Source organism: Idiomarina sp. ST10R2A5 (assembly GCF_051842325.1).
GTDB classification, from domain to species: Bacteria; Pseudomonadota; Gammaproteobacteria; order Enterobacterales; family Alteromonadaceae; genus Idiomarina; species Idiomarina abyssalis.
Genome location: NZ_JBNIEX010000002.1, coordinates 1 through 24,041 on the forward strand (window position 1 = coordinate 1; position 24,041 = coordinate 24,041).

Genomic DNA, 24,041 nt, shown 5'->3' on the forward strand with positions numbered 1-24,041 from the left:
TACAAATATTTCTGTTTGCTTACTTCTGCAAGTGCCCACACAGTTTGCTTGGCTTGATATAATTGTTAAAGAGCGTTGCTTCTTTCGAAGCAGGGAGGCGTATTCTACACTTCCCAGTCGTTTCGTCAACCACTTTTTAGCGGCTTTTTTCAGCCCGGTTGAAACAAAACGCCGTTGCCTGATTCCCTTCCGGATAACTCATGACAACGGCGGCGAATTATAGTGATCTCTCTGAGCCTTTCAAGATCTTTTTCGGACCACATTGATCGTTTGCTCAGAACTTCACCAATTTGGTGTTTTAATCTTCTTTCTCTGTCTTTTCTGCTTCTTTTTTGGTCTCTTTATTGTCATTAAAGTCTGCGTCATCGTCGTCGTCATCACCAACAACATGGCCCAACTTCAATTTCTTCACATTCTTTATAGTTAATACCGGGCCTGACAAAGCATATAAAAAGAATATAGAGAACAGCACTAATGATGGTTGTGTCGCAACAATCACGAAAGCCAGTACAATGACCAGTATGACTAAAAATGAAACTTTACCTTTCCAGTCAACGTCTTTAAAAGAGTGGTAACGGAAATTGGTTACCATCAATAGGCCGGCACAAATGGTAACAACAGCAGCGAAGCCAGCTATATCGCTTCCTTCAACACCGTATTCAGAACCAACCCAGACTAAACCGGCAACGATTGCTGCAGCGCTGGGTATCGCCAGTCCCTGAAAGAACTTTTTATCGGAAGAACCTAAGTTTGTATTAAAGCGCGCCAGGCGTAATGCACCACCAGCCACAAAAATAAATGCCGCTAACCAGCCAATTTTTCCGAGATCAGCCAAGGCATAGTTGTACATGACCAAAGCAGGTGCCATACCAAAGGATACAATATCAGCCATACTGTCGAATTCAGCACCGAAATCGCTCTCTGTATTGGTCATTCTTGCAACCCGACCGTCCAGCCCATCAAAAACCATTGCGATAAAAATTGCTACAGCCGCCTCAATAAAGCGATCGTTCATTGACGCAACTATGGCATAGAAGCCCGAAAACAGGCCTGCAGTTGTAAACAAGTTTGGCAATAAATAGATACCGCGGCTCTTACCACTGGCATTTGAGCTGTCATTACTCATGTATAAAACACTCTTTAGTCACTAATATGAAAGTAGTCAGGTTATCACATTAGGGCTTCGAACAGGAAATGCCCGAAGCCCTGTGTCGTTATTGCGTGATCACTAACCGCTCATTTTCAACACTTACTTTGATCGGTTTAGCAGGCTCAAGTTCCCCTGACAAGATTTTTTGCGCTAACGGGTTTTCCAGTTCATGCTGAATTGCACGTTTCAGAGGCCGCGCCCCGAACACAGGATCGAACCCAGTTCTTGCAAGGTGAGATAAAGCGTCATCATCCAACTCAAGCTGATACTCTTTTTCTTCCAGGCGCTTATAAAGAAGCTGCAACTGGAACTGCGCAATAGAGCGAATTTCACTTTCTCCAAGAGGATGGAAAACAACGGTTTCATCCACACGGTTAATGAACTCCGGACGGAAATGATGCGCCAGCACTTCCATTACCTCAGCCTTCATCTGCTCATAAGTATGCTCTTTGGCATGCTCCTGAATTAAATCGGAGCCAAGGTTAGAGGTCATAATAATAACGGTGTTTTTGAAATCGACCGTGCGCCCTTGCCCATCGGTTAAGCGGCCATCGTCCAATACCTGCAATAAGATATTAAAGACATCTGGGTGAGCCTTCTCAATTTCGTCGAGCAAAATTACCGAATAGGGTTTACGCCGCACGGCTTCGGTTAAGTAACCACCTTCTTCATAACCAACATAGCCAGGAGGCGCACCAACCAGACGAGCAACCGAGTGCTTCTCCATGAACTCGGACATATCAATACGTACCATCGCATGGTCAGTATCAAACATGAAGTTCGCTAAAGCCTTAGATAATTCTGTTTTACCCACACCGGTTGGACCAAGGAATAAGAATGAACCAATAGGACGGTTTGGATCCCCAAGCCCCGCGCGTGAACGGCGAATGGCATTGGAAACCGCATCTACGGCTTCATTTTGACCCACTACCCGACTGTGGATTTGCTCTTCCATCTGCAACAGCTTTTCGCGCTCGCCTTCGAGCATTCTGTTAACCGGAATCCCAGTCCAGCGTGACAATACGTCAGCAATTTCTTCTTCGGTAACGCGATTTTTGAGCAAGCTCATATCCTGCATTTCAGCCTGCAAGGCTAAATCCAGCTGGCGTTCGAGTTCAGGAATACGACCATACTGAAGTTCAGACATACGATTTAAGTCACCGGCGCGACGAGCAATATCCATATCGGTACGAGCCTGTTCTAACTGAGCTTTAATATGTTGGGTACCTTGTACGGCCGCTTTCTCTGTATTCCAGACCTCTTCCAGTTCTTCGTATTTACGTTCTTGTTCATCAAGCTCGTCGTGCAGAATTTCCAGGCGTTTCTTGCTGGCATCATCTTTTTCTTTCTGTAACGCCTGACGTTCAAGCTTCAACTGAATAATCCGGCGTTCCAGACGATCCAAATCTTCCGGCTTAGAGTCAATTTGCATACGAATACTTGATGCTGCCTCGTCAATTAAGTCGATGGCCTTATCCGGCAGTTTACGGTCACTGATATAGCGATGCGATAAAGACGCCGCCGCTACAATGGCCGGGTCTGTAATTTCTACCGAATGGTGTAGTTCGTAGCGCTCTTTCAAACCACGTAAAATAGCAATGGTGTCTTCCACGTTCGGCTCTTCCACCAGAACTTTCTGGAAGCGTCGTTCAAGTGCTGCATCTTTTTCAATATACTGACGGTATTCATCCAGCGTAGTAGCGCCGACACAGTGCAGTTCGCCACGCGCCAAGGCCGGCTTCAACATGTTACCGGCATCCATCGCACCGTCCGCTTTACCAGCACCAACCATGGTGTGCATCTCGTCAATGAACAAAATGATGCGGCCTTCTTCTTTAGAAAGCTCGGTTAATACAGCTTTGAGCCGCTCTTCAAACTCACCGCGAAATTTAGCACCCGCTAATAAAGCACCTAAATCCAGAGACAATACTCGTTTATGCTTTAAGCCTTCAGGCACTTCACCGTTGACGATGCGCTGTGCCAGTCCTTCTACAATTGCGGTTTTACCAACACCCGGCTCACCAATAAGAACCGGGTTGTTTTTAGTACGGCGCTGCAATACCTGAATAGTCCGGCGAATTTCTTCATCACGACCAATAACAGGGTCAAGCTTGCCCTGCTCAGCACGTTCGGTTAAATCAATGGTGTACTTATCCAGCGCCTGACGCTTATCTTCGGCATTAGGGTCATCCACTTTTTCACCATCGCGAATATCGTTAATGGCTTTTTCCAGCGCATCACGTTTTATGCCCTGCTGACGAAAAATATCCCCCAGCTTACCTTTATCTTCCGTTGCAGCCAGCAAAAACAGTTCGGACGAAATGTACGAATCATTTCGTTTCTGCGCGTATTTATCGCACAGGTTTAAAAGTTGAGCTGTGTTCTGTGACAGCTGAACGTCACCGCCTGTACCCTCAACCTGAGGTAACGCATCCAGAGCTTTCGACAGGTTTGCTCTGAACTGGGGGATATCCACGCTCAGCATAGTAAATAAAGGGCGAACTGAGCCACCGTTTTGATCCAACAGTGCCTGCATTAAATGTACGGGTTCTATGAATTGATGGTCACGTCCCAGAGCAATTGACTGAGCATCAGCAATTGCCATCTGAAACTTACTGGTAAATTTATCGTGTCGCATCGGTACTTCCTCACTTAATTCTTTCGTTAAGTTAAATGTGGGTACTTTTTGCGCATTTTCAAGTGACTAAAATTAATTTCGCCAAATAATTGACGCAAATCTTGCTACAGCTTTTTCTTTACGCCACGAATACCAGCTTGTGTTATTGCCGACCGTACATTCGCCGCTTTTGGTAATACCTTTGACACCCGAACGCAAACATTCGTCCGCTGCAATTGAGGCTAGATCAGCCAACCATTTATTGCTAGGTTGAGAAAGAAAATATCCCGCATTAGATGAATGATGTGCAACGAACGCATCTCTTACGTCATCACCTACTTCAAAAGCCGAAGCGCCGATAGACGGTCCTATCCAGATGCGAATGTTAGCCGCTGGCGTTTTAAAATTTGCCAACGCATTTTGTAATACTCCGTCGGCTAACCCCCGCCAACCTGCGTGCACTGCTGCAATTTCCTTTCCGTCATCTGAACAACAAAGAATAGGCAGACAGTCTGCGGTTAAAACTGCGCAGACGCTCTTAGGTGAATTGCTGTAAGCGGCATCCGCAACAGCGGACTTAAAAGGCCAACGCAAAACCCTATTCGTATGTTGTTGTTGCAACCAGGTAACCGCGGTTGGCAGTTTGAGTGAACGTTGCAGTTGTCGGCGACGTAGCAGAACAGCAGCCGGGTCGTCTCCCACATGAACCGCTAAATTGCCAAACTCTCTGGTTGTCACTGCCGCATGAACGTTCGGCGGCAGTTCCCAGTCCGGCGTTAAAATGGCTTCATGCCGATTTAAAGCGTTCGTTATCAATTCGCAACTCTTCAATCAAATATTGAAAATCTGTGGGGCGCGGAACATTAAACTCCAGCCAATCCCCGGTAATGGGGTGGTGCAAGCCCAGCGATGCCGCATGCAAAGCCTGGCGGTTAAATCCTCGCAAAGTTTGTAATAGACGATCTTCGGCCTGCTTCGGCGGACGCGGCCGGCCACCATAAGTTAAATCACCGACCAACGGGTGGCGAATATGCGCCATATGTACGCGGATCTGGTGAGTTCGACCGGACTCTAAGCGCAAACGCAATAACGTATGTGCCCTATAACGGTCCAACACACGATAATGAGTAACCGCCGGTTTCCCAGACTGCACAACTGCCATATGTGTGCGCTTCGTCGGATGTCGTCCAATAGGTTCATCAACCATACCACCCGCCGTCATAACGCCGTTACAAACAGCCTCGTACTCACGAGTGATTTCCCGCGCCTGCATCATTGACACTAATTGAGTCTGCGCCGGTACATTACGCGCTACCACCATTAATCCGGTGGTATCTTTGTCTAAACGATGAATAATTCCCGCCCGTGGCACTAAGTCGAGTTGTGGATCATAGTGCAGCAAACCGTTTAATAAGGTTCTGTCTGGTGCACCGGCTCCGGGGTGAACAACAAGCCCTGCCGGTTTGTTAATAACCAGTATATCCTCGTCTTCATAAACGATATCCAGTTCTACCGGTTGCGCTTCGTGCCGCTCTTCACTTTCAATTTCAGCGTCAACAGCAACTAAAGTTCCGGCCACCACTTTTTCTCGTGGTTTTTCGACAACTTTAGTATCAACGGTCACTTTTCCATCAGTTATCCAGCTTTTTAGCCTTGACCGGGAGTAGTCGGGGAACAACTCTGCAAGTGCCTGGTCTAATCTTTTTCCAGCCAGAGACTCGGTAACAATGGCTTCTAATTCAATGCTTTTGTTCATATATTGGGTTTCGACTGTCAAAGCCTTTACGGCTGCGTTAGAATGCAAGAATATGCTAGTGTAACGGTTTGCCGGTGCAGCGCCAAAAAAATAAAGGGAATCCTTCATAATATGTTTAGTAATAAGTTAGGCCGAAGCGTCGTTTTATCATCGGTTCTGGGGTTAATGTTAGCTGGTTGCTCAAGTCAATCAGAAGAAGAACAGGTGTCAAAAACACAAATAGAAGCTATGTATGACCAGGCTCAGGAGAGCATGTCTAACGGCAACTTAAATTTGGCACAAGAACAATTGTCGAACCTTAACCGCCGTTATCCTTTTGGTCCTTTCGCTCATCAAATTCAGTTAGACCTTATCTATCTACACTACAAGTTAGATAATACTGATGAAGCTCTGGCCGCTATCGATCGCTTTATTAGCCTCAATCCAAACCATAAAGATGTGGATTACGCGCTTTACATGCGCGGACTGGTAAACCAGAGAGCGGAACATAATGCGATACACGAACTCGCAGGTGTTGATCGTTCCGATCGTGACTCTTCGATGGCTCAGGAAGCGTTTAAAGATTTTGCTGAACTCATCCGCAAGTATCCGGATAGTGAGTACGCAGCAGACGCTAAACAACGTTTAATTGCATTGAAAAGCCGTTTAGCTAAGAAAGAATTGGCTATTGCGCAATACTATATGGAGCGCCAGGCTTATTTAGCAGCAGCTAACCGTGGACGTTATGTATTAGAACACTTCTCGGACACCCCGGAAGTAGAAAACGCATTAGCCATTATGGTAGAAAGTTACGATCAGCTTGAATTGCCTGAATTACGTGAAGACGCAATGAAGGTATTGCGAGCTAACTTTCCGAATAATCAGTTAGTTTCAGCTCGCTAGTTTTAACTATTCATTAGACGCGGTAATTTATACCGCGTCTTCGTTTTCCTCTCCGGTACGAATACGAATAACCCGTTCAATATCGGTAATAAAAATTTTGCCATCACCAATTTTACCGGTCTGAGCCGTTTCCATTATCGCCTCAATACAACGCTCAACTTCGCTGTCAGCAACCACAACTTCCAGTTTCACTTTGGGCAGGAAATCGACCATATACTCAGCGCCCCGATAAAGCTCGGTGTGACCTTTTTGACGACCAAAGCCTTTTACCTCTGATACCGTCATACCAGCAATTCCAACCTCAGACAGCGCTTCACGCACATCGTCTAATTTAAACGGTTTAATAATGGCTTCAACTTTTTTCATCAGTGTTGTCCTATTGACCTTGTCGCTGTAATTCATGGCGATAGTGACTGGTAATAGGGTAACGACGATCTTTACCAAAATTACGAGGCGTTACTTTAGGGCCAACTGCAGATTGTCTGCGTTTATATTCATTCAGATCCACTAAACGAATAACCCGACGCACATCATCTTCTGCAAACCCTGCCGCAACAATATCGGTTACCGACCAGTCCCTCTCTACATACAATGCCAGAATGCGATCTAAATCGCTATAGTCGGGTAGAGAATCAGAATCGACCTGGTCTGGTGCTAACTCAGCCGAAGGAGGCCTGTCGATGACACGTTGCGGGATGCACGAACCACGACTATTTCTGAACTCAGCCAATTGATAAACCAGTAATTTCGGAATGTCTTTAATTGGCGCAAACCCGCCGCACATATCGCCGTATAAAGTGGCATAACCGACAGCCATTTCACTTTTATTGCCCGTTGCTAACACAAGCGAACCGGTCTTATTCGACAAGGCCATAAGCAATACGCCGCGGCAACGCGACTGTAAGTTTTCTTCTGTCGTGTCGGTTTCAGTTTCACCGAATAATGGCGACAGTTGATTCATAAACTCGTCAAACATAGGTTCAATCGGCACCACATCATAACGAACACCCAGCGTTTTCGCCTGCTGTTCTGCGTCTTCCAGACTCATATCCGAGGTATAACGAAACGGCATCATTACGGCATGAACTTTATCGGCACCTAAAGCGTCACTGGCAATTGCCAGGGTTAGTGCTGAATCAATGCCGCCCGACAAGCCCAGAGCCACTCCGGAAAAGCCATTTTTAGTGACGTAATCACGCACAGCTAATACCAACGCATCGTATACATGAGCCAGGTCGTTCTGCTCAGCCTGAGCTTCAAATCCGTTACATACAACCTGGTTATCTTCGTAAACCACGGTTGCTGTAGTCATTTGGCAATGTGGCAACTCAGCCACCAACTTACCTTCTGCGTCGATAACCAAAGAGTGCCCATCAAAGACGAGCTCATCCTGAGCGCCGCAGTTATTCAGGTATAAAATGGGCTTGCCGGCTTCGGCAACACGCTGTTTCAGTACACCCAGACGTTGTTCGTGCTTGTTAAGCTCGTAAGGCGAAGCATTAATTGACAGCACAAGATCGATATCGTCATCCAACAATTGCTGTAGCGGTTGTGGATGCCATAGATCCTCACAAATTTGTAGGCCGATACGAACACCCTGCCATTCAAACACTTGACTCTGATGCCCCGGAATAAAGTAGCGCTGCTCATCGAAAACACCATAGTTTGGCAGGCGTTGTTTAAAATAGCGCAACAAGCATTCTCCACGATGTAAAACCGACATCGCATTAAATAACTCTCCGCCTATAGCCTGAGGATGACCAACAATGACAACGCATTCAGATGCCGCTGCACTGATTTGCTCAACCGCATTATCGACCGCCTGATGTAAGTCTTCGCGGAACAGGAGATCCTCTGGCGGATAACCCGTAATAGCCAGCTCAGGAAAGACAATAATATCGTGTTGTGCGCCCTGTTCACGTAAGGTTTTAAGAATTAAGGCGGTGTTGTTGTGAATGGCGCCAACCGTAAAGTCCAGCTGTGCCATGCACAATGAAAGTTTTGCCATAACTGCTCAGTCCAAATTTGCCATTGCCGATATCGGCCCGAATGGGGCGGAATGATATAGCAGCCCGTCCCAACGCGCAAATTATGGATTAATAGCGCAGGTCATCCGGAATGTCTTTATCGGTTGGTGGCTTCTTAGGCCGCTTAGCCTGACCTTGCTTAAACATACGCAACTGATAGACATAAGCCAGAATTTGCGCCACTGCCACAAACAGGCCTTTGGGAATTTCTTTCTCAAGTTCTGTGGTGTGATAAATTGATCGGGCAAGTCCCGGTGAAGCAACCAGAGGAATTTCATATTCCAGCGCAATTTCCCGGATTTTTGCTGCCGTTTCATCGGTTCCTTTTGCCAGCAAGACAGGCGCCTGAGCTCCTCCATCTTCATATTTTAACGCGACCGCGTAATGCGTCGGGTTGGTTACCACAACATCAGCTTTCGGCACTTCCTGCATCATTCGACGATTAGCCATCTCCATCTGCAAACGACGAATACGGCCTTTAACTTCAGGACTCCCTTCCGTGTCTTTATGTTCGTCTTTCACTTCCTGCTTACTCATTCTTAAGTCTTTATTGTGCTTCCAAAGTTGGAACGGCGCATCAATAACGACAATTAAAAACATTGAGCAACTCAGCAGTAAAAACATCCAGAGCAGCGTATCCAAGGCATTGCCTATCATGGTCGGCATCTGGCCCATAGACATCTGCAATATATCGACAAACTGCCACTTCAACAAGAAGTATGCAGAAACCGCGACCACCATAAACTTAGCAATAGCTTTGACTAACTCAACCAGCGCCTGAACACCAAACATGCGCTTAAAACCGTTAAGCGGACTCATTCGGTTAGCCTTGGGTGCCATTGCCTGAGCAGAGAAGTTAATTCCGCCAAGCCAGCTATTGCCAAGGAAGGTAAAAACTACGATGAAAGCGAAAATGGTCAATATCGGCCACATCACCTCACCAAAAGCTATCGCAAAGGCTTCATAAATTTTGGTGGTATCAAAGGCTTGTTGTCGGTCAATGGTAAACATGGTCTCAAACACATTCCGCACGCCGCGATACAGCGCCCCACCAAACCAAAAGAAAGCGACCGCTGCGCTTACCAGCACAAAGGCAGTTCCCATCTCCTTAGAACGAGCAATTTGCCCTTTTTCCCGGGCCTGCTGTTTTCGTCGCTCCGTGGGGTCTTCAGTACGTTCCTGATCAGTCTCAGCCATACCTATTAGCCTTTGTCAGAGAGAGTCCATTTAAGCGCATTGACTACCCAGTATTTCACACATGGTCTGTACCACACGTGCCCACTGATTCTCGAAATGAAAAATAAAGCCGCCCATGGTCAGCCAAATCACCACAAGCCCACTGACCATGGTAATAGGGAAACCAATCGCAAATATGTTCAACTGAGGGGCAGCACGAGTCATAACACCGAAGCTCAAATTGATAAGCAGTAAAGCAATGACTCCGGACAACATTGCCGTTAACGCCGCAGAGAACATATAGACCGCCCAGTCAGCAACCGCATATAAAGCATCGGCATCAAGTCCCGACATTCCAACGGGTATCGCATCAAAGCTGGCAACCACCATATGAATCATTAGCAAATGGCCGTCGAATGCCAGAAAAACCAAACTGGCCAACATTAAAAAGAACTGCGCAATAACCGGTACCTGCTGGCCGTTGGTGGGGTCGACCATAGACGCAAAGCCCAGGCCAATCTGCATCGCAATGATCTGTCCACCTAAAACAAAGGTCTGCAGAAATAGAATAGAGAGCAAGCCCAGGGCAACACCAATAACAACTTGTTGAGCCGTTACCACAAAGCCGCCGACCGACATCATTTCAACACCGGCATCAACCTCCGGCAGTGCCGGCGATACAGCAAGAATAATAGCTAAAGATAAGAAGATCTTAATACGAGAGTTAACGATGGTGCCCGAGAAAAGTGCCATGCTCATTATCATTGAAGACACCCGGGTCAAAGGCCACAGGTGTTGCTCCAACCACTCGAGCACAACAGAGGTTACCAGATCCATCAGCCGACCACTTCGGGTATCCGGTTAAACATCTCTATGGTGAAGTCCATCACCGTCTCTGTCAGAAAATGTCCACCAAGACCAATAACGGCAAGCGTTACTAATAGGCGCGGTAAGAAACTTAATGTTTGTTCGTTAATTGACGTAGCCGCCTGGAAAACGGCAACGACCAGACCAACCAATAGTCCCGGCACAATAATAAAAGCCACCATAATGACAATTGTCTTTAAGGCTTCCTGGAAAATGTCGAGAAACATTTCTGGTGACATAGTGCCTCCTAGACCCCGAAACTTCCGGCCAGGGTACTCATGGTTAAACTCCAGCCATCAACTAGCACAAACAACATGAGCTTGAAGGGTAGCGAAACAATCATGGGGGACAACATCATCATACCCATGGCCATGAGAACACTGGCAACCACCAGGTCAATAATCAAAAACGGAATAAAGAGCATGAAACCTATTTGAAAGGCCGTTTTTAGCTCGGAGGTAATAAAAGACGGAATAAGTACCGACATGGGCACATCCTCCGGCTCTTCCACACCTTCTGTGCCCGAAATTTCTACGAAAGTTTCTAAGTCCGTTAACCGCGTCTGCGCCAGCATAAAGGCCTTGACTGGAGCCTTCGCTCTGTCGACAGCCTCCATCGACTGTATCTCTTCATTTAAGTACGGTTGCAGCGCTTTGTCATTTATTTCGTTCAGTACCGGCGTCATAATAAAGAAGCTGAGAAATAACGCGATACCCAGCAACACCTGATTAGAAGGCGACTGCTGCAGGCCAATCGCCTGACGCAAAATGGCCAGAACAATAATAATTCGGGTAAACGAAGTCATCATTATGACCATGGCAGGAATGAAGGTCAGAGCCGTCATTATTGCCAAAATTTGCAGTGTTACTGAATACTCCTCACTTCCATCCGGATTTGTTTTCACCGTAACAGCGGAGATATCCTGCCAGGCAAATGCCTGATCCGGCAGCAAACACAAAAGGGTTAAAATACTAAGCCACAACCAGCGGTTCATTGTTCTTCTTTTCCTTTCAGGTTGATATCGCTCGGGAGTTCTTTTAAACAGTCGATGCGTTGTTGGGTAACACCAAGCAACAGTTTTTGTCCACCCACTTCAACAATCACTAACCGCTCTTTTGTTCCTAAAGATACGCTACTCAATACTTTCATGCCAGACGCGCCCTGAAACTTCAGGTTAAAGCGCTTTAAAAGCGAAGCCAACACAACTATCACCGCTAAAACGGCAAAAAGCGCCAAAACCATGGCGCCTATGTCATTGCCCGAGATAATGCCGGCTTTCTCTTCTGTCTGAGCGTATGCTGCGGAAGGAAGAAGCAGCAAACTAGCGAAGCTTACGAATACGTTCAATCTGACTAATAACATCGGTTAAGCGTATCCCGAATTTATCATTAACAACAACCACCTCGCCATGTGCTATCAAGGTGCCATTAACCAGTACGTCTAATGGTTCACCGGCAACTCGTTCCAGTTCAACCACCGAGCCCTGGTTCAATTGCAGCAAATTACGAATGCTGATTTGGCTACGGCCAACTTCCATTGAAATAGTGACCGGAATATCAAGAATCGCATCCAGCTTGCGTTTTTCTTCTTCGGTTACAGGCTTATCTTCACTAAGCTCTTCTAACTCAGCGGTTTGCACGTTATCCATACCCGAATGACTTGACGCTTTTCCGCCATCTTCATTCGCTTCAGATTCGCCGCCTTCTTCGTCTTCAGCAGCTGCCTGTTCAGCCATTGCTGCTTCCCAGTCATCCATATCTTTATCATCGTTACTCATGTTGCAACCTCACTTTCTCAAGCAGCAATTATTATAAATCAATGTCTTCTTCTAACTGTTGCAGCTCGGCGTCACCACCTATGCGGCGACCACCACGCGTCAACATATGAATATCAGACTTAACGGTTTCAGGACGTTTAATTTTCTCTGAAATTTTCAGAGCAACGTTGTCTCTTGAACGCCCCATTTTTGCGTGGAAGGTCGGTAAGTCCTCAATGAGCACGGTTAAATCATCCGGTAACTCAAGTGGAATAACGTCCCCTTCCCGCAGCTCCATCACTTCTCGCAAGGACATTTCGGTTTGCGCCAGTTTGGCAATCATTTCTACCGGAACATCCATAATTTCGTCACGCAGCGCCTTACTCCAGCGCATATCGGTATCTTCTTTATCCGACTGCACACCAGCATCCAACAACTCGCGAATGGGTTCCAGCATTGAGTAAGGCAAAGCAATATGAAAATCACCGCCGCCGCCGTCCAGCTCAATGTGGAAAGAGCTAATGACAATAACCTCAGTCGGACTCACAATGTTCGCCATGGCCGGGTTCACTTCAGAATCCAGATACTCAAAGCCAACATCCATTACCGGTGCCCAGGCTTCTTTGTAGTCTTCAAAGACAAGCTTGAGCAGCATTTGAATAATGCGGCGTTCCGTCGGTGTAAATTCACGTCCTTCAATTTTTGCGTGGTAACGTCCGTCACCACCAAAAAAGTTATCCACCAGAATAAAAACTAAACGCGCTTCCATGGTAATTAGCGCCGTCCCTTTTAACGGACGAAAACGCACCATGTTTAAACTGGTTGGTACGAACAAGGTATGCACGTACTCACCAAATTTAATCATCTGGACGCCGTTAATCGACACTTCTGCTGTGCGCCGCATCATGTTAAATAAGCTGACCCGCATATGACGGGCAAAACGCTCATTAACAATTTCCAGCGTTGGCATACGACCACGGACAATTCTATCTTGCGATGAAAAGTCATAATCGAGCGCATCCGCAGAAGCGGACTGTTTCTCTGTATCCTCTTCCTCAACGTCATCGACGCCGTGCAACAGCGCGTCAATTTCGTCTTGAGATAGTAAGTCACTCACCGCCATAATAGCTCACTTATTGCATTACCAAACTGGTAAATAAAACCTGTTCCACAACCGGCTTCCCGGTCACTTCTTCTAGCGCAGAGCGCACTTCAGTGAGTGCTAACTCACGCAGCTGACCTTTCCCCTCGGCTGTCTTTAATCTGTCCGCTGTTGACGAGGAAAAGACCTCGTGCAAGGTTCCTTCAATGAGCGGAATATGCTTTTTCGCCAGTTCTTCATTTTCCTCACCGCGAACCATAAGTTGTGCTTTAATCTGCACGGTTCGTTCACGTGAGTCGCCCGGAACAATAAAGACAAACGCCCTGGGCATACCCACATAGAGCGCATTACCGACTTCCGGTCGCGACGACGAAGACGGAGCTGGCGAGCCACTTCCAGTTGTCGCCGGTTCATCCGAAGACGACGAACCGCCAAATAACCAAAGAACGAGCACGACAGTCACGATTAAAACAATACCGATAATGCCGGACAGTATTAATTTCTTCTTTTTGCCGCCAGCTTTTTCTTCAGTTTGTTCTTCTTCGTTATCGTTTTTATCTTCTGCCATGCGTTATGTCCTGTGTCACCGTCTAATAACAGTTACTATAGCTTGATCGTTGCTTTAGTTATACCGTTTCAAACATAGAAATCGACCTGCCCGTCGGCAAGAACTCTACCTTCATCCAAAGCAATTTCGCCCTCTACGGCCCAGTCTTCTGACTCTTCAGCTGAACCACCCTGGCCACCGGCAGTGCGTTCGCCTTCTTTACTTTGTTCACCCACCTGAGTGTCGGCTAAGTCGATGCCCTGTTGTTCTAACATCTCACGCAGACGCGGCATTGCCGTTTCTATTGCATCTTTGGCTTGTGCACTTTGCACCTGAAACTGCACCGAAGCCTGTTCACCACTCATATTAACCCGAATCTGAACACTGCCAAGCTCGGGCGGATCCAGACGTATATCCGCTCGCTGAATATTGCGGCTCATCATAATGTTGATGCGTTCCTGCAATTTTTGCGATGCTTCTGTCTGCTGCAAGTCCAGAGGACGCTGCAGAGCCTGCAAAGTATTAGTTTGACCCGATTCGTTAGCCGCTACAGTACCTTGTGTCGTAGACACCATCTGACCTTGTATTGCGCGAGCCGCGTTAGCATCAGCCAGGGCATCAGTGTTGTTTCTGAACACCTGATTCTGTTGTGCTGAATCAGGCAACTTAGTATCGACATCCACTGCGTTGGCTAAACCATCGGCTTTGCTCGCAGACTGTTTGCTGTCATTACTCTTTATAGCAGTATCGCCAGCCTCAGCTTTTTCTTTACCAGACTTAGCGTTAGTGGCAGTTATAACAGGCTCTGTACCTTTTGACCGTTCGGCTACCTTTATTGGCTCCGCCGCTTTTTCACTATGTCCGGTGCGGCCTTTTAATAATTGTCGTATTTCTGCCAAAAGCTGTTCCGCTTTGGCCGCCTGCTCTTTGCTCAACATCTGGGACTTATCAGTGTCATTATTCTGACCAGCTAAAAGCTGACGTAGCTCAGCGGTAAATTGCTGTAATTTTTTCTGTTCCGCCAGGCTCAGTTCACTATTTTCGCCTTTCGACTTTTGTGCCGAAACCTGCTGCTCTAACTGTTTCAATAGGGCGAGCAATTCTTCCGAGCTTTGCGGCTTGGTTGCTCCCTTATCCACAGACTGCTGTGCAATAGCTTGCTCGGCCGCCTGGTTCAACGCCTGAGTCAGCGCCTTTTCATTACCGACCAATAACTTATCCGCATCGGCTTTCGGTAACATAGGCTCCATTAAGTTAACAATGAACTTACCCGCATCTTCTACCGCCTCACCGGCATTTTCACCCTGCTCAACGGCTTGTATCATCTGCTGCAACTTTGATTGTAACGCTTGCTTGTCTTTATCCGTCATGCCGACCAGCAATTGATCGGCAAACTTCTGCCGCTCAGCATCCGTCATTACTGTCTCGCTACTCTCACCGTCCGCCGACTTCTCAGCATTCGCTTTATCTAGCTTGGCTAGCAAAGACTGCAACATTTTTGACAGTTCTTCATCACTTAATTCCAGTTCGCCGCTGTCCGGCTCAACGTCAATTTCACCAATGACAGTCGCCTTGCCTTCAACCTTAATATCCGCGGTTTCCTGCTGCATTTGTTGCAACAGTTCCCATAAATTTCGGGTAACTGGCTCACCGACATTTTTACGGTCAATTTCACTACCTTTAGAATCGCCGTTGGCAGTCTGATGAGCTTCTATTTTGGCGGCCAATTGTTGCAGCTCTTTATCGCCGGAATTTTGCTTGATCATCAAACGAGAGAACTCACTGCTTTCGCCTTCAGCGTTTTTCACTGATAGCTCTTTCCCTTTGCCCATACGGGCAAAGTTATCGGCAGATTCGGTTAAGTTGAGCAGCTGTTGCATAGTATTTTTCCTGAATTAAGTGCTTATTCACGCTTTGCTTAATTTTCTCATCAATAACCAAGCAATTTTTGTTCCAACTATTTTCTGTCACGGATAAAACGCTGACTACTGAAGTCATCCAGGTTTTTTTGCTCTTTCCGCGCCTGGGCTATTTGTTCGCGCTTTCTGCGTTCCTTAATTAAAAAGTCAACTGACTCGCGCTTACGCCGTTGCGCCAGCCAACGTTCTTTTCGTTGTTGCAGTACCTGTTGCAGCTTCACGACCTCGTGATGCAACTGTTCAACACCTTCATCCAGCTTGCCGACAAAGGCGTGGTACTGACCCACCTGGATAGAAGCAATACCGCCTTGCCCACGCTCCTGCAGTTGATTTAAATAGTCGAGTCGGTATTTTGACATACCATCCAGGCGCATCTGTTGTTCCTGCACCTGTTGCTGAACCTGTGCGAAATCCTGAGCAGCTTTATCTTCGCGTCTTTGTTCTAACTCCAGTAGCATCTGCAATTGCGCCAACTCGGCCATAATTTAAGCGCCTCCGGCTGACTGCTGCTTTTGATTTGGATTCACTAATTGGTTAAGCAACAACAAGCTCTCATCGTAGCTGACAACCTGTTGCATCTTTTGTTGTAAAAACTGATTCACGCGCGGCTGCATAGCAATAGCCTGATCAATAGCCGGGTCGCTTCCGCGCGTATAAGCGCCAATAGAGATCAAGTCACGATTGCGCCGATAATGCGAATACCACTGTCTGACCTTAATGGCCTGTTGCATATGCTCTTCTGAAACCACTTGCGGCATAACACGACTAATAGAGGCTTCAACATCTATTGCCGGATAGTGACCGCTGTCCGCCAATTCGCGGTTTAACACAATGTGTCCGTCCAATATTGCCCGTGCAGAATCCGCAATTGGATCCTGTAAGTCATCACCTTCAGTTAAGACCGTATAAAAGGCAGTAACCGAACCCTGCCCGTCACCGCCATTACCCGCTCGTTCTACCAGTGCCGGCAACTTAGCGAAAACAGAAGGCGGATAACCTTTTGTCGCCGGTGGTTCACCAACAGCCAATGCAATTTCACGCTGTGCCATGGCGTAACGGGTCAATGAATCCATCAACAGCAAAACGTTCAAGCCCTGATCACGGAAATATTCCGCAACCTGAGACGCGGTTTCGCACCCTCGCAAACGAATCAGGGGCGACTGGTCAGCCGGTGCCGCAATAACCACAGCTTTCTCACGGCCTTCTTCACCTAAAATTTCTTCAATAAACTCTTTTACTTCGCGGCCACGTTCACCAATCAGACCGACAACAATGACATCGGCCGTGGTTCCCCGCGTCATCATGCCCAGCAGCACACTCTTACCGACACCACTACCGGCAAACAAGCCCATTCGCTGCCCCTGGCCCACGGTTAAACAAGCATTGATTGCGGTAACCCCCACATCCAGGGGTTGTTTAACCTGACGACGATTTAACGGATTCATTGGTTTGCTGCGGTAAGTTTTACCGTCAGAAAATATAGGGCCTTTGCCATCCAGAGGTTCACCGCGGGCATCGATAACTCGTCCCAACAGCTCCATACCCAAGGGTAATTGGTTTTTTCGGTTTAACGGACGGACTCTGGCGCCTGGTATGACGCCATGGGCATCTTCGGTTGGCATCAGGTAACTGATATTACCTTCAAAACCAACAACTTCGGCTTCAATATCACCGCTGTCAGCTTCTACGGCAACACTCGAACCGACCGGAGCGCGGCAACCGACAGCTTCGAACATCAAACCAACGACACGAGTTAAATAGCCAGATACCGCAACGGACGGTTTCTGAATGCGCTCCCGCTTTTTGCGTAACTGTTCAACCAAGCGTTCAGAAGCACTCATGGGTTAACCTTTTACTTTGGAGAAGACATCTTCCATACGACTGCTCAGAGTGTAATCAATAGTGGAACTTTCGGTCGTCACGCGGCAACCGCCACGCTCCAGTAATTCATCTTTATTCAGTAACCAGCCTTTTTCCTTCAGCTCGTCTTCGCTGTAGACGTTCTGCAGTAGCGCTAAGTCTTCTTCATTTAAATGAATAATGACACGCTGATCCGTGACCGGCAGAACCGCAATTGCCTCTCGTACCGCGTTAACAACCAACTCCTTAGAGTTCTCGGCAACATTCAGACAGATCACTCTTGTCAGCTCGGTGACCATTTCAATCAGTTCATCCTGCACCGCTTCGGTAATACGCTCGTTGGGGTGGGATAAGCTTTGTAAAAGGGTTTCCAGCTGTTGCTGCTGTTCGTTCATGGCTTCTTTGCCAGCTTCAACGCCCTGCTCATGACCAGCCTCAAAGCCTTCTTTTTTGCCAGCTTCGTAGCCTTCGTCGTAGCCTTTTTTCAAGCCTTCACTGCGGCCTTCATCAAAACCTTCCTTGTGACCCTCTTCGCGCGCTGCCTGACGAATTTCTTCCAATTGCTCAGCAGTCAGAGGCTTTAGCTCTTCCTCTTGCTCGTCGTCGGCTTCGGGTGGCTCATATTGCCAGCGGCGGGGTTTATTTAACGCATTCACCTGAGAGCCCTGCTTGAGCTCCTCAGATGTCATGTCAGGTAAATCCCAACGATGTGTTACGTCTTTATCATCGGTCATTATGCGTTAAGCCCTTATAAGAATTCGTCACCGCCACCGCCGCCAAGCATAATTTCACCTGCGTCAGCCAAACGACGGGCCGCAGCAAGAATGTCTTTCTGCGCCGCCTCTACATCGCTAATACGAATGGGGCCCATAGCCTCAAGGTCATCACGCAGCATGTCGCCGGCACGTTTTGACATGTTCTTAAAGATTTTTTCCTGAACCGCTTCGTCTGCGCCTTTCATTGCTTTTTGCAGAACTTCGCCTTCAACTTCACGCAGTAAGCTCTGAATACCTCGGTCGTCGACATCGACCAGGTTCTCGAACACAAACATCAGATCCTGAATGTTCTGGCTCATTTCTTCGTCTTGCTCGCGGATAGAGTCCATCAACTGGCCTTCGATATTGGTATCCAGGTAGTTCATAATGTTTGCCGCTGCTTTTAGACCGCCCATCTTCGCAGCCTGAGCACCAGCCTGGCCGGCAAACTGTTTTTCCATAATTTCGTTCAGTTCCTGCAATGCCGCCGGTTGAACTTCTTCTAAGTTGGCAATACGCATCATTAAGTCCAGACGCACTTTGTCCGGGAACTGCGCCATAATTTCGGCACTTTGCTCAGGGTCAAGATAAGACAGAACAATGGTCTGAATTTGCGGGTGCTCATTACGAATAATCGTCGCAACCTGTTTGGAATCCATCCACTTCAGTGAGTCCAGGCCTTTTGAGCCACCGCCCATGACAATCTGCTCAATCAGGTTACCGGCTTTGTCTTCACCCAGAGCCGAGGTCAGTGCTTTACGCACAAACTCTTCACTCTTGAAGCCAATATTGGTGAACTTCTGAATTTCTTCCAGGAAGAGATGATGCACGGCATTGACCTTGTCCTGGTTAAAGTCTTCCAGGCTCGCCATGGCCATACCCACTTTCTGAACCTGCTTAGGTTCCAGGTGTTTGAGTATCTGGGCAGCGTCTTCTTCCGACAAGCTCAGCAGCAAAATCGCGGCTTTCTCGACACCTTCTAAAGTATCGACGTCAAACTCGACCTTACCGCGCTTGGTTTTCATTTCTTGATTAGGCATCTTCGTTCAACCACGCTTTAACCACTTGTGAGGACAGTTCAGGCTCATTGGCAACCAACGCCCTTACTGCTTTCAGCAAGTCTTCATCTTTGTGCAGATCCGGTAATTGCAGGCTGCCATCCGCACCGAACCCTACCGCACTCTCATCAAATTGTGAGGATAACAGATCAATGGTTTCATCGCCCATCGATTCCTCATCAAGGAATGCTTCAGCATCGTCTTCAACACCAGATTCAGGGTTCATCAGCTTCTTAAGCATTGGACGAACCACTGCCAGAATCAATACCATAATAACCAAAGCACCCATGACCAGACGGAAAGCACGCCAGAACCATGGCTCTTCCCATACAGGTGTTTCTCCGGCGCCTAAGTCAGGCAGTTGTGCAAAAGGTACTGAAACAACTTCAATACTGTCGCCACGGTTAATATCAAACCCCAAACCACCTTGAAGCAAGCGACGAATATTAGCCATCTCTTCGGCACTGGCTGCCTGAGGCTGATTTTCACCTGCCTCATTCGTTATTGTTTTCTGGTTAACCGCAACGGATACACTCAAACGTTCAACCGTGCCCGTTTGGCTGCGGGTATAAGTCACCGAGTTATCAAGCTCGTAATTCCGTGTCGCCTCGCGATGAGTGCTGCCGTTAGTCCCGCCACCAGCACTTCCTGCACCAGCCTCTTCCGGAATATCAGAGTCAAGTGGCGGCTGATTCGTTAATGCACCAGGGATACCACCAATTGCACTGCCGACAGAGCGGTTTTCGACCGTCATTTCACTGCGAATTGCCGGCATATCAGGGTTAAACTGACGCTGAGTTTGTTCACGCTGGGTGAAGTCCATAGTGACATCAACCTGCGCGGTATAATTGTCATAGCCCAGCACTGGAATCAAAATACTGTCTATTTTCTTCAGGTATTCTTCTTCGCGCTTTTGCTCAATCTGATATTCGCGCGAACTTTTTGCCGCCAGGGCACTTTGTGAACCCGAGTTAAGCAAACGCCCAGCCTGATCAGTGACAGTAACGTGTTCAGTATTTAAACCGGTTACCGAAGACGCAACCATGTCAACAATCGAAGCAACTTCTTCTTCACTTAACGACGTACCACCGCGAACATTCAGCATAACCGACGCTTTCGGCTGCTTTTCACGACGGGCAAAAACATTTTCCTTCGGTACAGCCAGAAGCACTCTAGCCCCGGCCACTTTTTTAATTTCTTCAATAGCGCGCGCAAGCTGGACTTCACGGGAATGAATGAGTCGCTCTCGCTCCAGACGTTGGCTAACGCCAAAACCCGGTTCGCTCATTAATATTTCAGAACCGTTATTGGTCGAGTTGCCGTAGTCTACTCCCGCACGAGTTAACTGCAGCTTGATTGCTTCATAATTCTCTTCCGGAACTGACACCGTACTGCCATCAACCTGGTACTCAATACCATTAGCATCCATATAGTCGAGCGTACTGATCAACTCCTGGGTTTCTAAATTACCTAATGGGCGGTAAGTTGATTCTTGTGCCCACAACATAATAAAAACAGCAATGGCGACACAGATAGCCAGGGCTAAAACCACAATGACCTGACGAAGCATGTCAAAATTACCCAGCATTGTCATAATACCGGTCTTCTCGCCGCCGTCTTCATTGCTTGTTCGGTTGCTGTCAGGTAAGTCGGTATCTTGTACCATTAAATCTGTTGATTCAGCCACGACTCATATCTCCAGTGCTACTGCGGTTATACCGGCATTGACATAATTTCTTTGTACGCATCAACCACTTTGTTGCGTACCTGAACAGTTGCCTCAAACGCAATACCCGCTTTTTGGCTGGCGATCATAGTTTGCTCCAGCGTGACATTTGGGTCACCAAGCTCCATGCGTGTTTTTAAATCGCCTGAGGTTTGTTGCAATTCGTTAACGTTATCCATTGCGTTTTTCAGCATATTGGAAAAGTCTGCTTGAGCAGTATTACCTTGCAGGGCGTTCACATTCGTAGGCTGGTCACGCTGAGAAGCCTGCGTGGCCATAGACTGTAACTGTTGGTAAAGTGCGTTTGCTTCCACTTTCATAATTAACCCCGTCAAAAATTCATCACTGACTCTATTTAAGGTTAACTATGCAAGCAAAATGCCAACTTATAAGGTTGTGTAAAGAAAAGCCCTGAGATACAGGGCTAATAGTATAGACAGGAGTATTTTAAGTCGCCTTTAAGAGCCTGTCAGGGTAAGTCCCTGCTCACGAATCTTCGCTAGTTTGTAACGCAGCGTACGCGGACTAATTCCTAATTCATCCGCAACAGGTTGCCGTTTACCCTGATGGCGTTGCAGAGCTTCTTTGATAATTTGGTATTCCTGATGAAAAAGCGACTCATCCAGATTTTCCGATTTATCATCAGACGAGCTCACTTGCTCCGGAAACACACTCGCCGATTCAGCGATATCATTAAGTTCCAGCATTAAATCATCGGGCTGAATTTCATCACCACGATGCAGAACCAGCGCACGTTGTACGACATTTTCCAGTTCACGAACATTACCCGGCCAGGAATACGACTGTAACTGCTTTACAGCAGCTGCCGAAAAAATGACAGGTGTTTTAATACCGGAACGCTGCTTGTGTCGCTGCAATAAGTTTTCAGCTAAAGGCACAATATCCGCAGGGCGTTCGCACAAAGACTTCCAGTGCAACGGGAACACGTTCAGCCGATACATGAGGTCTTCGCGCAACTGTCCCTCACGCACCGCTTGTTGAAGGTCACGGTTAGAGGTCGCAATTAAACGGACGTCGAGTTGAATGGTTTTACGCGAGCCCAGCCGCTCTACCTGACGTTCCTGAATAACCCGTAATAGTTTTGCCTGCAAATGCATAGCCATTTCGGTGACTTCGTCCAGCAACAAGGTACCACCCTGAGCGAGCTCAAACTTACCGGGAGACGACTGATTCGCACCAGTAAAAGCTCCTTTTTCATAGCCAAATAACATAGACTCAAGCATGTTCTCGGGTATTGCTGCACAATTAATCGCGACAAAGGGGCCATTTGCACGCTCAGAATGCTGATGAATATAACGTGCCAACACTTCTTTACCCGTACCACTGGGCCCGGTAACCATTACGCTGGCTTCGCTGGCAGCTACTTTGCGAGCCATATTCAGAATAGCCTGGCTCGACTCTTCCTCGGCAACCGGTTCAATGTCGTTAATGGCACCGTCCGGCAAATACCTTTGTACCAAAGTCTGCAGTTTTTCTATTGAAAAAGGCTTCGTCAGGTAGTCAACAGCCCCTTCGCGCATTGCTACGACAGCATCATCCACCTTAGCAAAGGCGGTCATCATAATAACCGGGATGTCATACTGCTGGTTGTTCATGCTGCGTAATAGTTGCAAACCATCAATACCCGGCATTTGAACGTCGCTAATCACTAAAGCTACCGGCTCTTTTTTCAGTATTAACAGAGCCTCTTCACCATTTGCGGCTTCCAGACACTGGCAGTCCGCCAACTCTAAAGTGTCGATAATTGCCTCACGCAAAGAAACATCGTCTTCAACAACCAGTACTTGTCGTTCAACCATAACACACCTCATTCAGTCGGTTCTCTGACCACTGGTGCACCGGCAAAGACAAGGTGAAACGACTGCCTTTAGCTGGCTGGCTTTCCCAGTCAATACTCCCGTTATGTGCCTTAATTACCGTTTGCACAACCGCCAGTCCTAAACCGGTACCGTTGGATTTTTCCGTAAAAAATGGGGTGAAAACATTGCCCTGTCTTTCTTCAGGAATGCCGCAGCCCGCATCAATAACAGAAACTCGCCAACTGTCATTATCGGCATCGGTCTTCACTAAGACCTCTTGTCCCGGCTGGCTGGCATCAACAGCGTTGTTAATCAGGTTTTGTATCGCCCCGACTAATGCGGTTTGATTTGCCCGCAACACAGCTCCGGAAGCTGAATCAATGCAATTAATTTTTACCTGGTGCTGCTCAGCATAGCTTTCGGTATTGGTAAGAACTTGCTCAATCAGGCTGTGGGTGCTGAGATCATCCAGCATGGGTTGCTCACCACTTTTAGCGAACAACAACATGTCATTGACCTGCTGTTCTAATGAATGCAACCGGGAAAGCAATTTTGTAGAAAAGCGCTGCTGCTTCACCGGGGAAATCGTGCCCTGTTTAAGGTTCTGCGCGTAAAGAATCGCGGCAGAAAGAGGCGTTCTTATTTGATGTGCCAGAGACGCAACCATCTTTCCCATGGAGGATAAACGCTGCAGATGACTAATGCGGTTTTGCAGGCGACGGGTTTCAGTTAAGTCCGTTAAGACAATAAGCTGCCCCGGTTTTTCATTAACCACAGAGGTATCCAGCCTGACCCGGCGCCCGTTGCGCAGAGACACTTCGTGCCAGTCATCAGCTTTAGGAGCAAACAGCTCGCTGACTAACTCGCGCCAGAGGTAACCTTTCAACGGATGATCCAAAAGCCCCGTTGCGTTGTCATTGCAATAATCCACAAGCCCATGACTGTCCAGTAAAATTACGGCATTTGGCATGGCATCAATAATTTGATGATAAGTGGCCATACTGACATCTCCAATTAACGACT

Annotated in this window: 25 protein-coding genes; 2 read left to right on the top strand and 23 right to left on the bottom strand. The window is 47.4% G+C overall.

From position 1 onward, the window contains the following. A partial coding sequence (locus ACP7FG_RS02715; RefSeq protein ID WP_439225452.1) for a hypothetical protein occupies nt 1–223 on the top strand: 223 nt, incomplete at its 5' end. Nucleotides 224–298: 75 nt separating this feature from the next. Here the strand turns inward: ACP7FG_RS02715 and pssA are convergent. The 4 genes from pssA to rluD all read right to left on the bottom strand — a co-directional run bounded on the left by pssA (nt 299) and on the right by rluD (nt 5,523). Beyond that, nucleotides 299–1,126 carry a CDP-diacylglycerol--serine O-phosphatidyltransferase gene (pssA, locus tag ACP7FG_RS02720; RefSeq protein WP_199495125.1) on the bottom strand — a complete coding sequence of 276 codons (828 nt, stop codon included), beginning with the start codon at nt 1,124–1,126 and terminating at the stop codon, nt 299–301. Between the two features lie 88 nt (nt 1,127–1,214). Continuing rightward, complete coding sequence (gene clpB, locus ACP7FG_RS02725) at nt 1,215–3,788, bottom strand: ATP-dependent chaperone ClpB (protein WP_439225453.1); 2,574 nt, start codon at nt 3,786–3,788, stop codon at nt 1,215–1,217. Between the two features lie 72 nt (nt 3,789–3,860). Continuing rightward, the gene (gene pgeF, locus ACP7FG_RS02730; protein ID WP_224798551.1) at nt 3,861–4,583 is read right to left on the bottom strand and encodes a peptidoglycan editing factor PgeF; all 723 of its coding nucleotides are present in this window, start codon (nt 4,581–4,583) and stop codon (nt 3,861–3,863) included. Further along, nucleotides 4,555–5,523 carry a 23S rRNA pseudouridine(1911/1915/1917) synthase RluD gene (gene rluD, locus ACP7FG_RS02735; RefSeq protein WP_199495206.1) on the bottom strand — a complete coding sequence of 323 codons (969 nt, stop codon included), beginning with the start codon at nt 5,521–5,523 and terminating at the stop codon, nt 4,555–4,557. The genes pgeF and rluD overlap by 29 nt, the downstream gene beginning before the upstream one ends. A 111-nt stretch (nt 5,524–5,634) precedes the next feature. Between rluD and ACP7FG_RS02740 the strand changes: the two genes are divergently transcribed. Continuing rightward, nucleotides 5,635–6,405, top strand: coding sequence for an outer membrane protein assembly factor BamD (locus ACP7FG_RS02740; protein WP_199496408.1), 771 nt, complete (start codon nt 5,635–5,637; stop codon nt 6,403–6,405). A 27-nt stretch (nt 6,406–6,432) separates the two neighbouring features. Here ACP7FG_RS02740 and glnB read toward each other — a convergent pair whose 3' ends face one another. The 19 genes from glnB to ACP7FG_RS02835 all read right to left on the bottom strand — a co-directional run bounded on the left by glnB (nt 6,433) and on the right by ACP7FG_RS02835 (nt 24,018). Then, nucleotides 6,433–6,771, bottom strand: coding sequence for a nitrogen regulatory protein P-II (gene glnB, locus ACP7FG_RS02745; protein WP_054490674.1), 339 nt, complete (start codon nt 6,769–6,771; stop codon nt 6,433–6,435). Between the two features lie 10 nt (nt 6,772–6,781). After that, the gene (locus ACP7FG_RS02750; RefSeq protein ID WP_222236641.1) at nt 6,782–8,413 is read right to left on the bottom strand and encodes an NAD+ synthase; all 1,632 of its coding nucleotides are present in this window, start codon (nt 8,411–8,413) and stop codon (nt 6,782–6,784) included. An 88-nt stretch (nt 8,414–8,501) separates the two neighbouring features. Then, a complete protein-coding gene (gene flhB / locus ACP7FG_RS02755; RefSeq protein ID WP_222236640.1) occupies nt 8,502–9,629 on the bottom strand; it encodes a flagellar biosynthesis protein FlhB in 1,128 nt (375 codons plus the stop codon). Between the two features lie 30 nt (nt 9,630–9,659). Beyond that, the gene (gene fliR / locus ACP7FG_RS02760) at nt 9,660–10,445 is read right to left on the bottom strand and encodes a flagellar biosynthetic protein FliR (protein WP_199495137.1); all 786 of its coding nucleotides are present in this window, start codon (nt 10,443–10,445) and stop codon (nt 9,660–9,662) included. Next, complete coding sequence (gene fliQ / locus ACP7FG_RS02765; protein ID WP_054490666.1) at nt 10,445–10,714, bottom strand: flagellar biosynthesis protein FliQ; 270 nt, start codon at nt 10,712–10,714, stop codon at nt 10,445–10,447. The genes fliR and fliQ overlap by 1 nt, the downstream gene beginning before the upstream one ends. Before the next feature lie 8 nt (nt 10,715–10,722). Next, the gene (gene fliP, locus ACP7FG_RS02770) at nt 10,723–11,469 is read right to left on the bottom strand and encodes a flagellar type III secretion system pore protein FliP (protein WP_439225454.1); all 747 of its coding nucleotides are present in this window, start codon (nt 11,467–11,469) and stop codon (nt 10,723–10,725) included. Further along, a complete protein-coding gene (gene fliO, locus ACP7FG_RS02775; protein ID WP_439225455.1) occupies nt 11,466–11,822 on the bottom strand; it encodes a flagellar biosynthetic protein FliO in 357 nt (118 codons plus the stop codon). Before fliO ends, fliP begins: the two co-directional genes overlap by 4 nt. After that, a complete protein-coding gene (gene fliN, locus ACP7FG_RS02780) occupies nt 11,797–12,252 on the bottom strand; it encodes a flagellar motor switch protein FliN (protein ID WP_278356494.1) in 456 nt (151 codons plus the stop codon). Before fliN ends, fliO begins: the two co-directional genes overlap by 26 nt. Nucleotides 12,253–12,283: 31 nt before the next feature. Then, the gene (fliM, locus tag ACP7FG_RS02785; RefSeq protein ID WP_054490690.1) at nt 12,284–13,348 is read right to left on the bottom strand and encodes a flagellar motor switch protein FliM; all 1,065 of its coding nucleotides are present in this window, start codon (nt 13,346–13,348) and stop codon (nt 12,284–12,286) included. Between the two features lie 16 nt (nt 13,349–13,364). Then, nucleotides 13,365–13,901, bottom strand: a complete 537-nt coding sequence (gene fliL, locus ACP7FG_RS02790) for a flagellar basal body-associated protein FliL (protein WP_222236639.1) — start codon at nt 13,899–13,901, stop codon at nt 13,365–13,367. A 68-nt stretch (nt 13,902–13,969) separates the two neighbouring features. Further along, a complete protein-coding gene (locus ACP7FG_RS02795; protein WP_439225456.1) occupies nt 13,970–15,760 on the bottom strand; it encodes a flagellar hook-length control protein FliK in 1,791 nt (596 codons plus the stop codon). A 77-nt stretch (nt 15,761–15,837) separates the two neighbouring features. Then, nucleotides 15,838–16,281, bottom strand: coding sequence for a flagellar export protein FliJ (gene fliJ, locus ACP7FG_RS02800; protein ID WP_054490654.1), 444 nt, complete (start codon nt 16,279–16,281; stop codon nt 15,838–15,840). A 3-nt stretch (nt 16,282–16,284) separates the two neighbouring features. Beyond that, entirely contained in the window at nt 16,285–17,640 is a 1,356-nt protein-coding gene (fliI, locus tag ACP7FG_RS02805) for a flagellar protein export ATPase FliI (protein ID WP_054490652.1), read from the bottom strand. A 3-nt stretch (nt 17,641–17,643) separates the two neighbouring features. Beyond that, the gene (fliH, locus tag ACP7FG_RS02810) at nt 17,644–18,393 is read right to left on the bottom strand and encodes a flagellar assembly protein FliH (protein ID WP_271331992.1); all 750 of its coding nucleotides are present in this window, start codon (nt 18,391–18,393) and stop codon (nt 17,644–17,646) included. Nucleotides 18,394–18,407: 14 nt separating this feature from the next. Next, nucleotides 18,408–19,454, bottom strand: coding sequence for a flagellar motor switch protein FliG (fliG, locus tag ACP7FG_RS02815; RefSeq protein WP_439225457.1), 1,047 nt, complete (start codon nt 19,452–19,454; stop codon nt 18,408–18,410). Next, a complete protein-coding gene (fliF, locus tag ACP7FG_RS02820; RefSeq protein ID WP_417440158.1) occupies nt 19,447–21,138 on the bottom strand; it encodes a flagellar basal-body MS-ring/collar protein FliF in 1,692 nt (563 codons plus the stop codon). The genes fliG and fliF overlap by 8 nt, the downstream gene beginning before the upstream one ends. Before the next feature lie 47 nt (nt 21,139–21,185). Further along, on the bottom strand, nt 21,186–21,518 hold the full coding sequence (gene fliE, locus ACP7FG_RS02825; RefSeq protein ID WP_199495143.1) for a flagellar hook-basal body complex protein FliE: 333 nt from the start codon (nt 21,516–21,518) through the stop codon (nt 21,186–21,188). Nucleotides 21,519–21,656: 138 nt separating this feature from the next. Next, nucleotides 21,657–23,018, bottom strand: coding sequence for a sigma-54-dependent transcriptional regulator (locus ACP7FG_RS02830; protein ID WP_439225458.1), 1,362 nt, complete (start codon nt 23,016–23,018; stop codon nt 21,657–21,659). Further along, nucleotides 23,011–24,018, bottom strand: a complete 1,008-nt coding sequence (locus tag ACP7FG_RS02835) for a sensor histidine kinase (protein WP_439225459.1) — start codon at nt 24,016–24,018, stop codon at nt 23,011–23,013. The genes ACP7FG_RS02830 and ACP7FG_RS02835 overlap by 8 nt, the downstream gene beginning before the upstream one ends. Nucleotides 24,019–24,041: the final 23 nt, after the last annotated feature.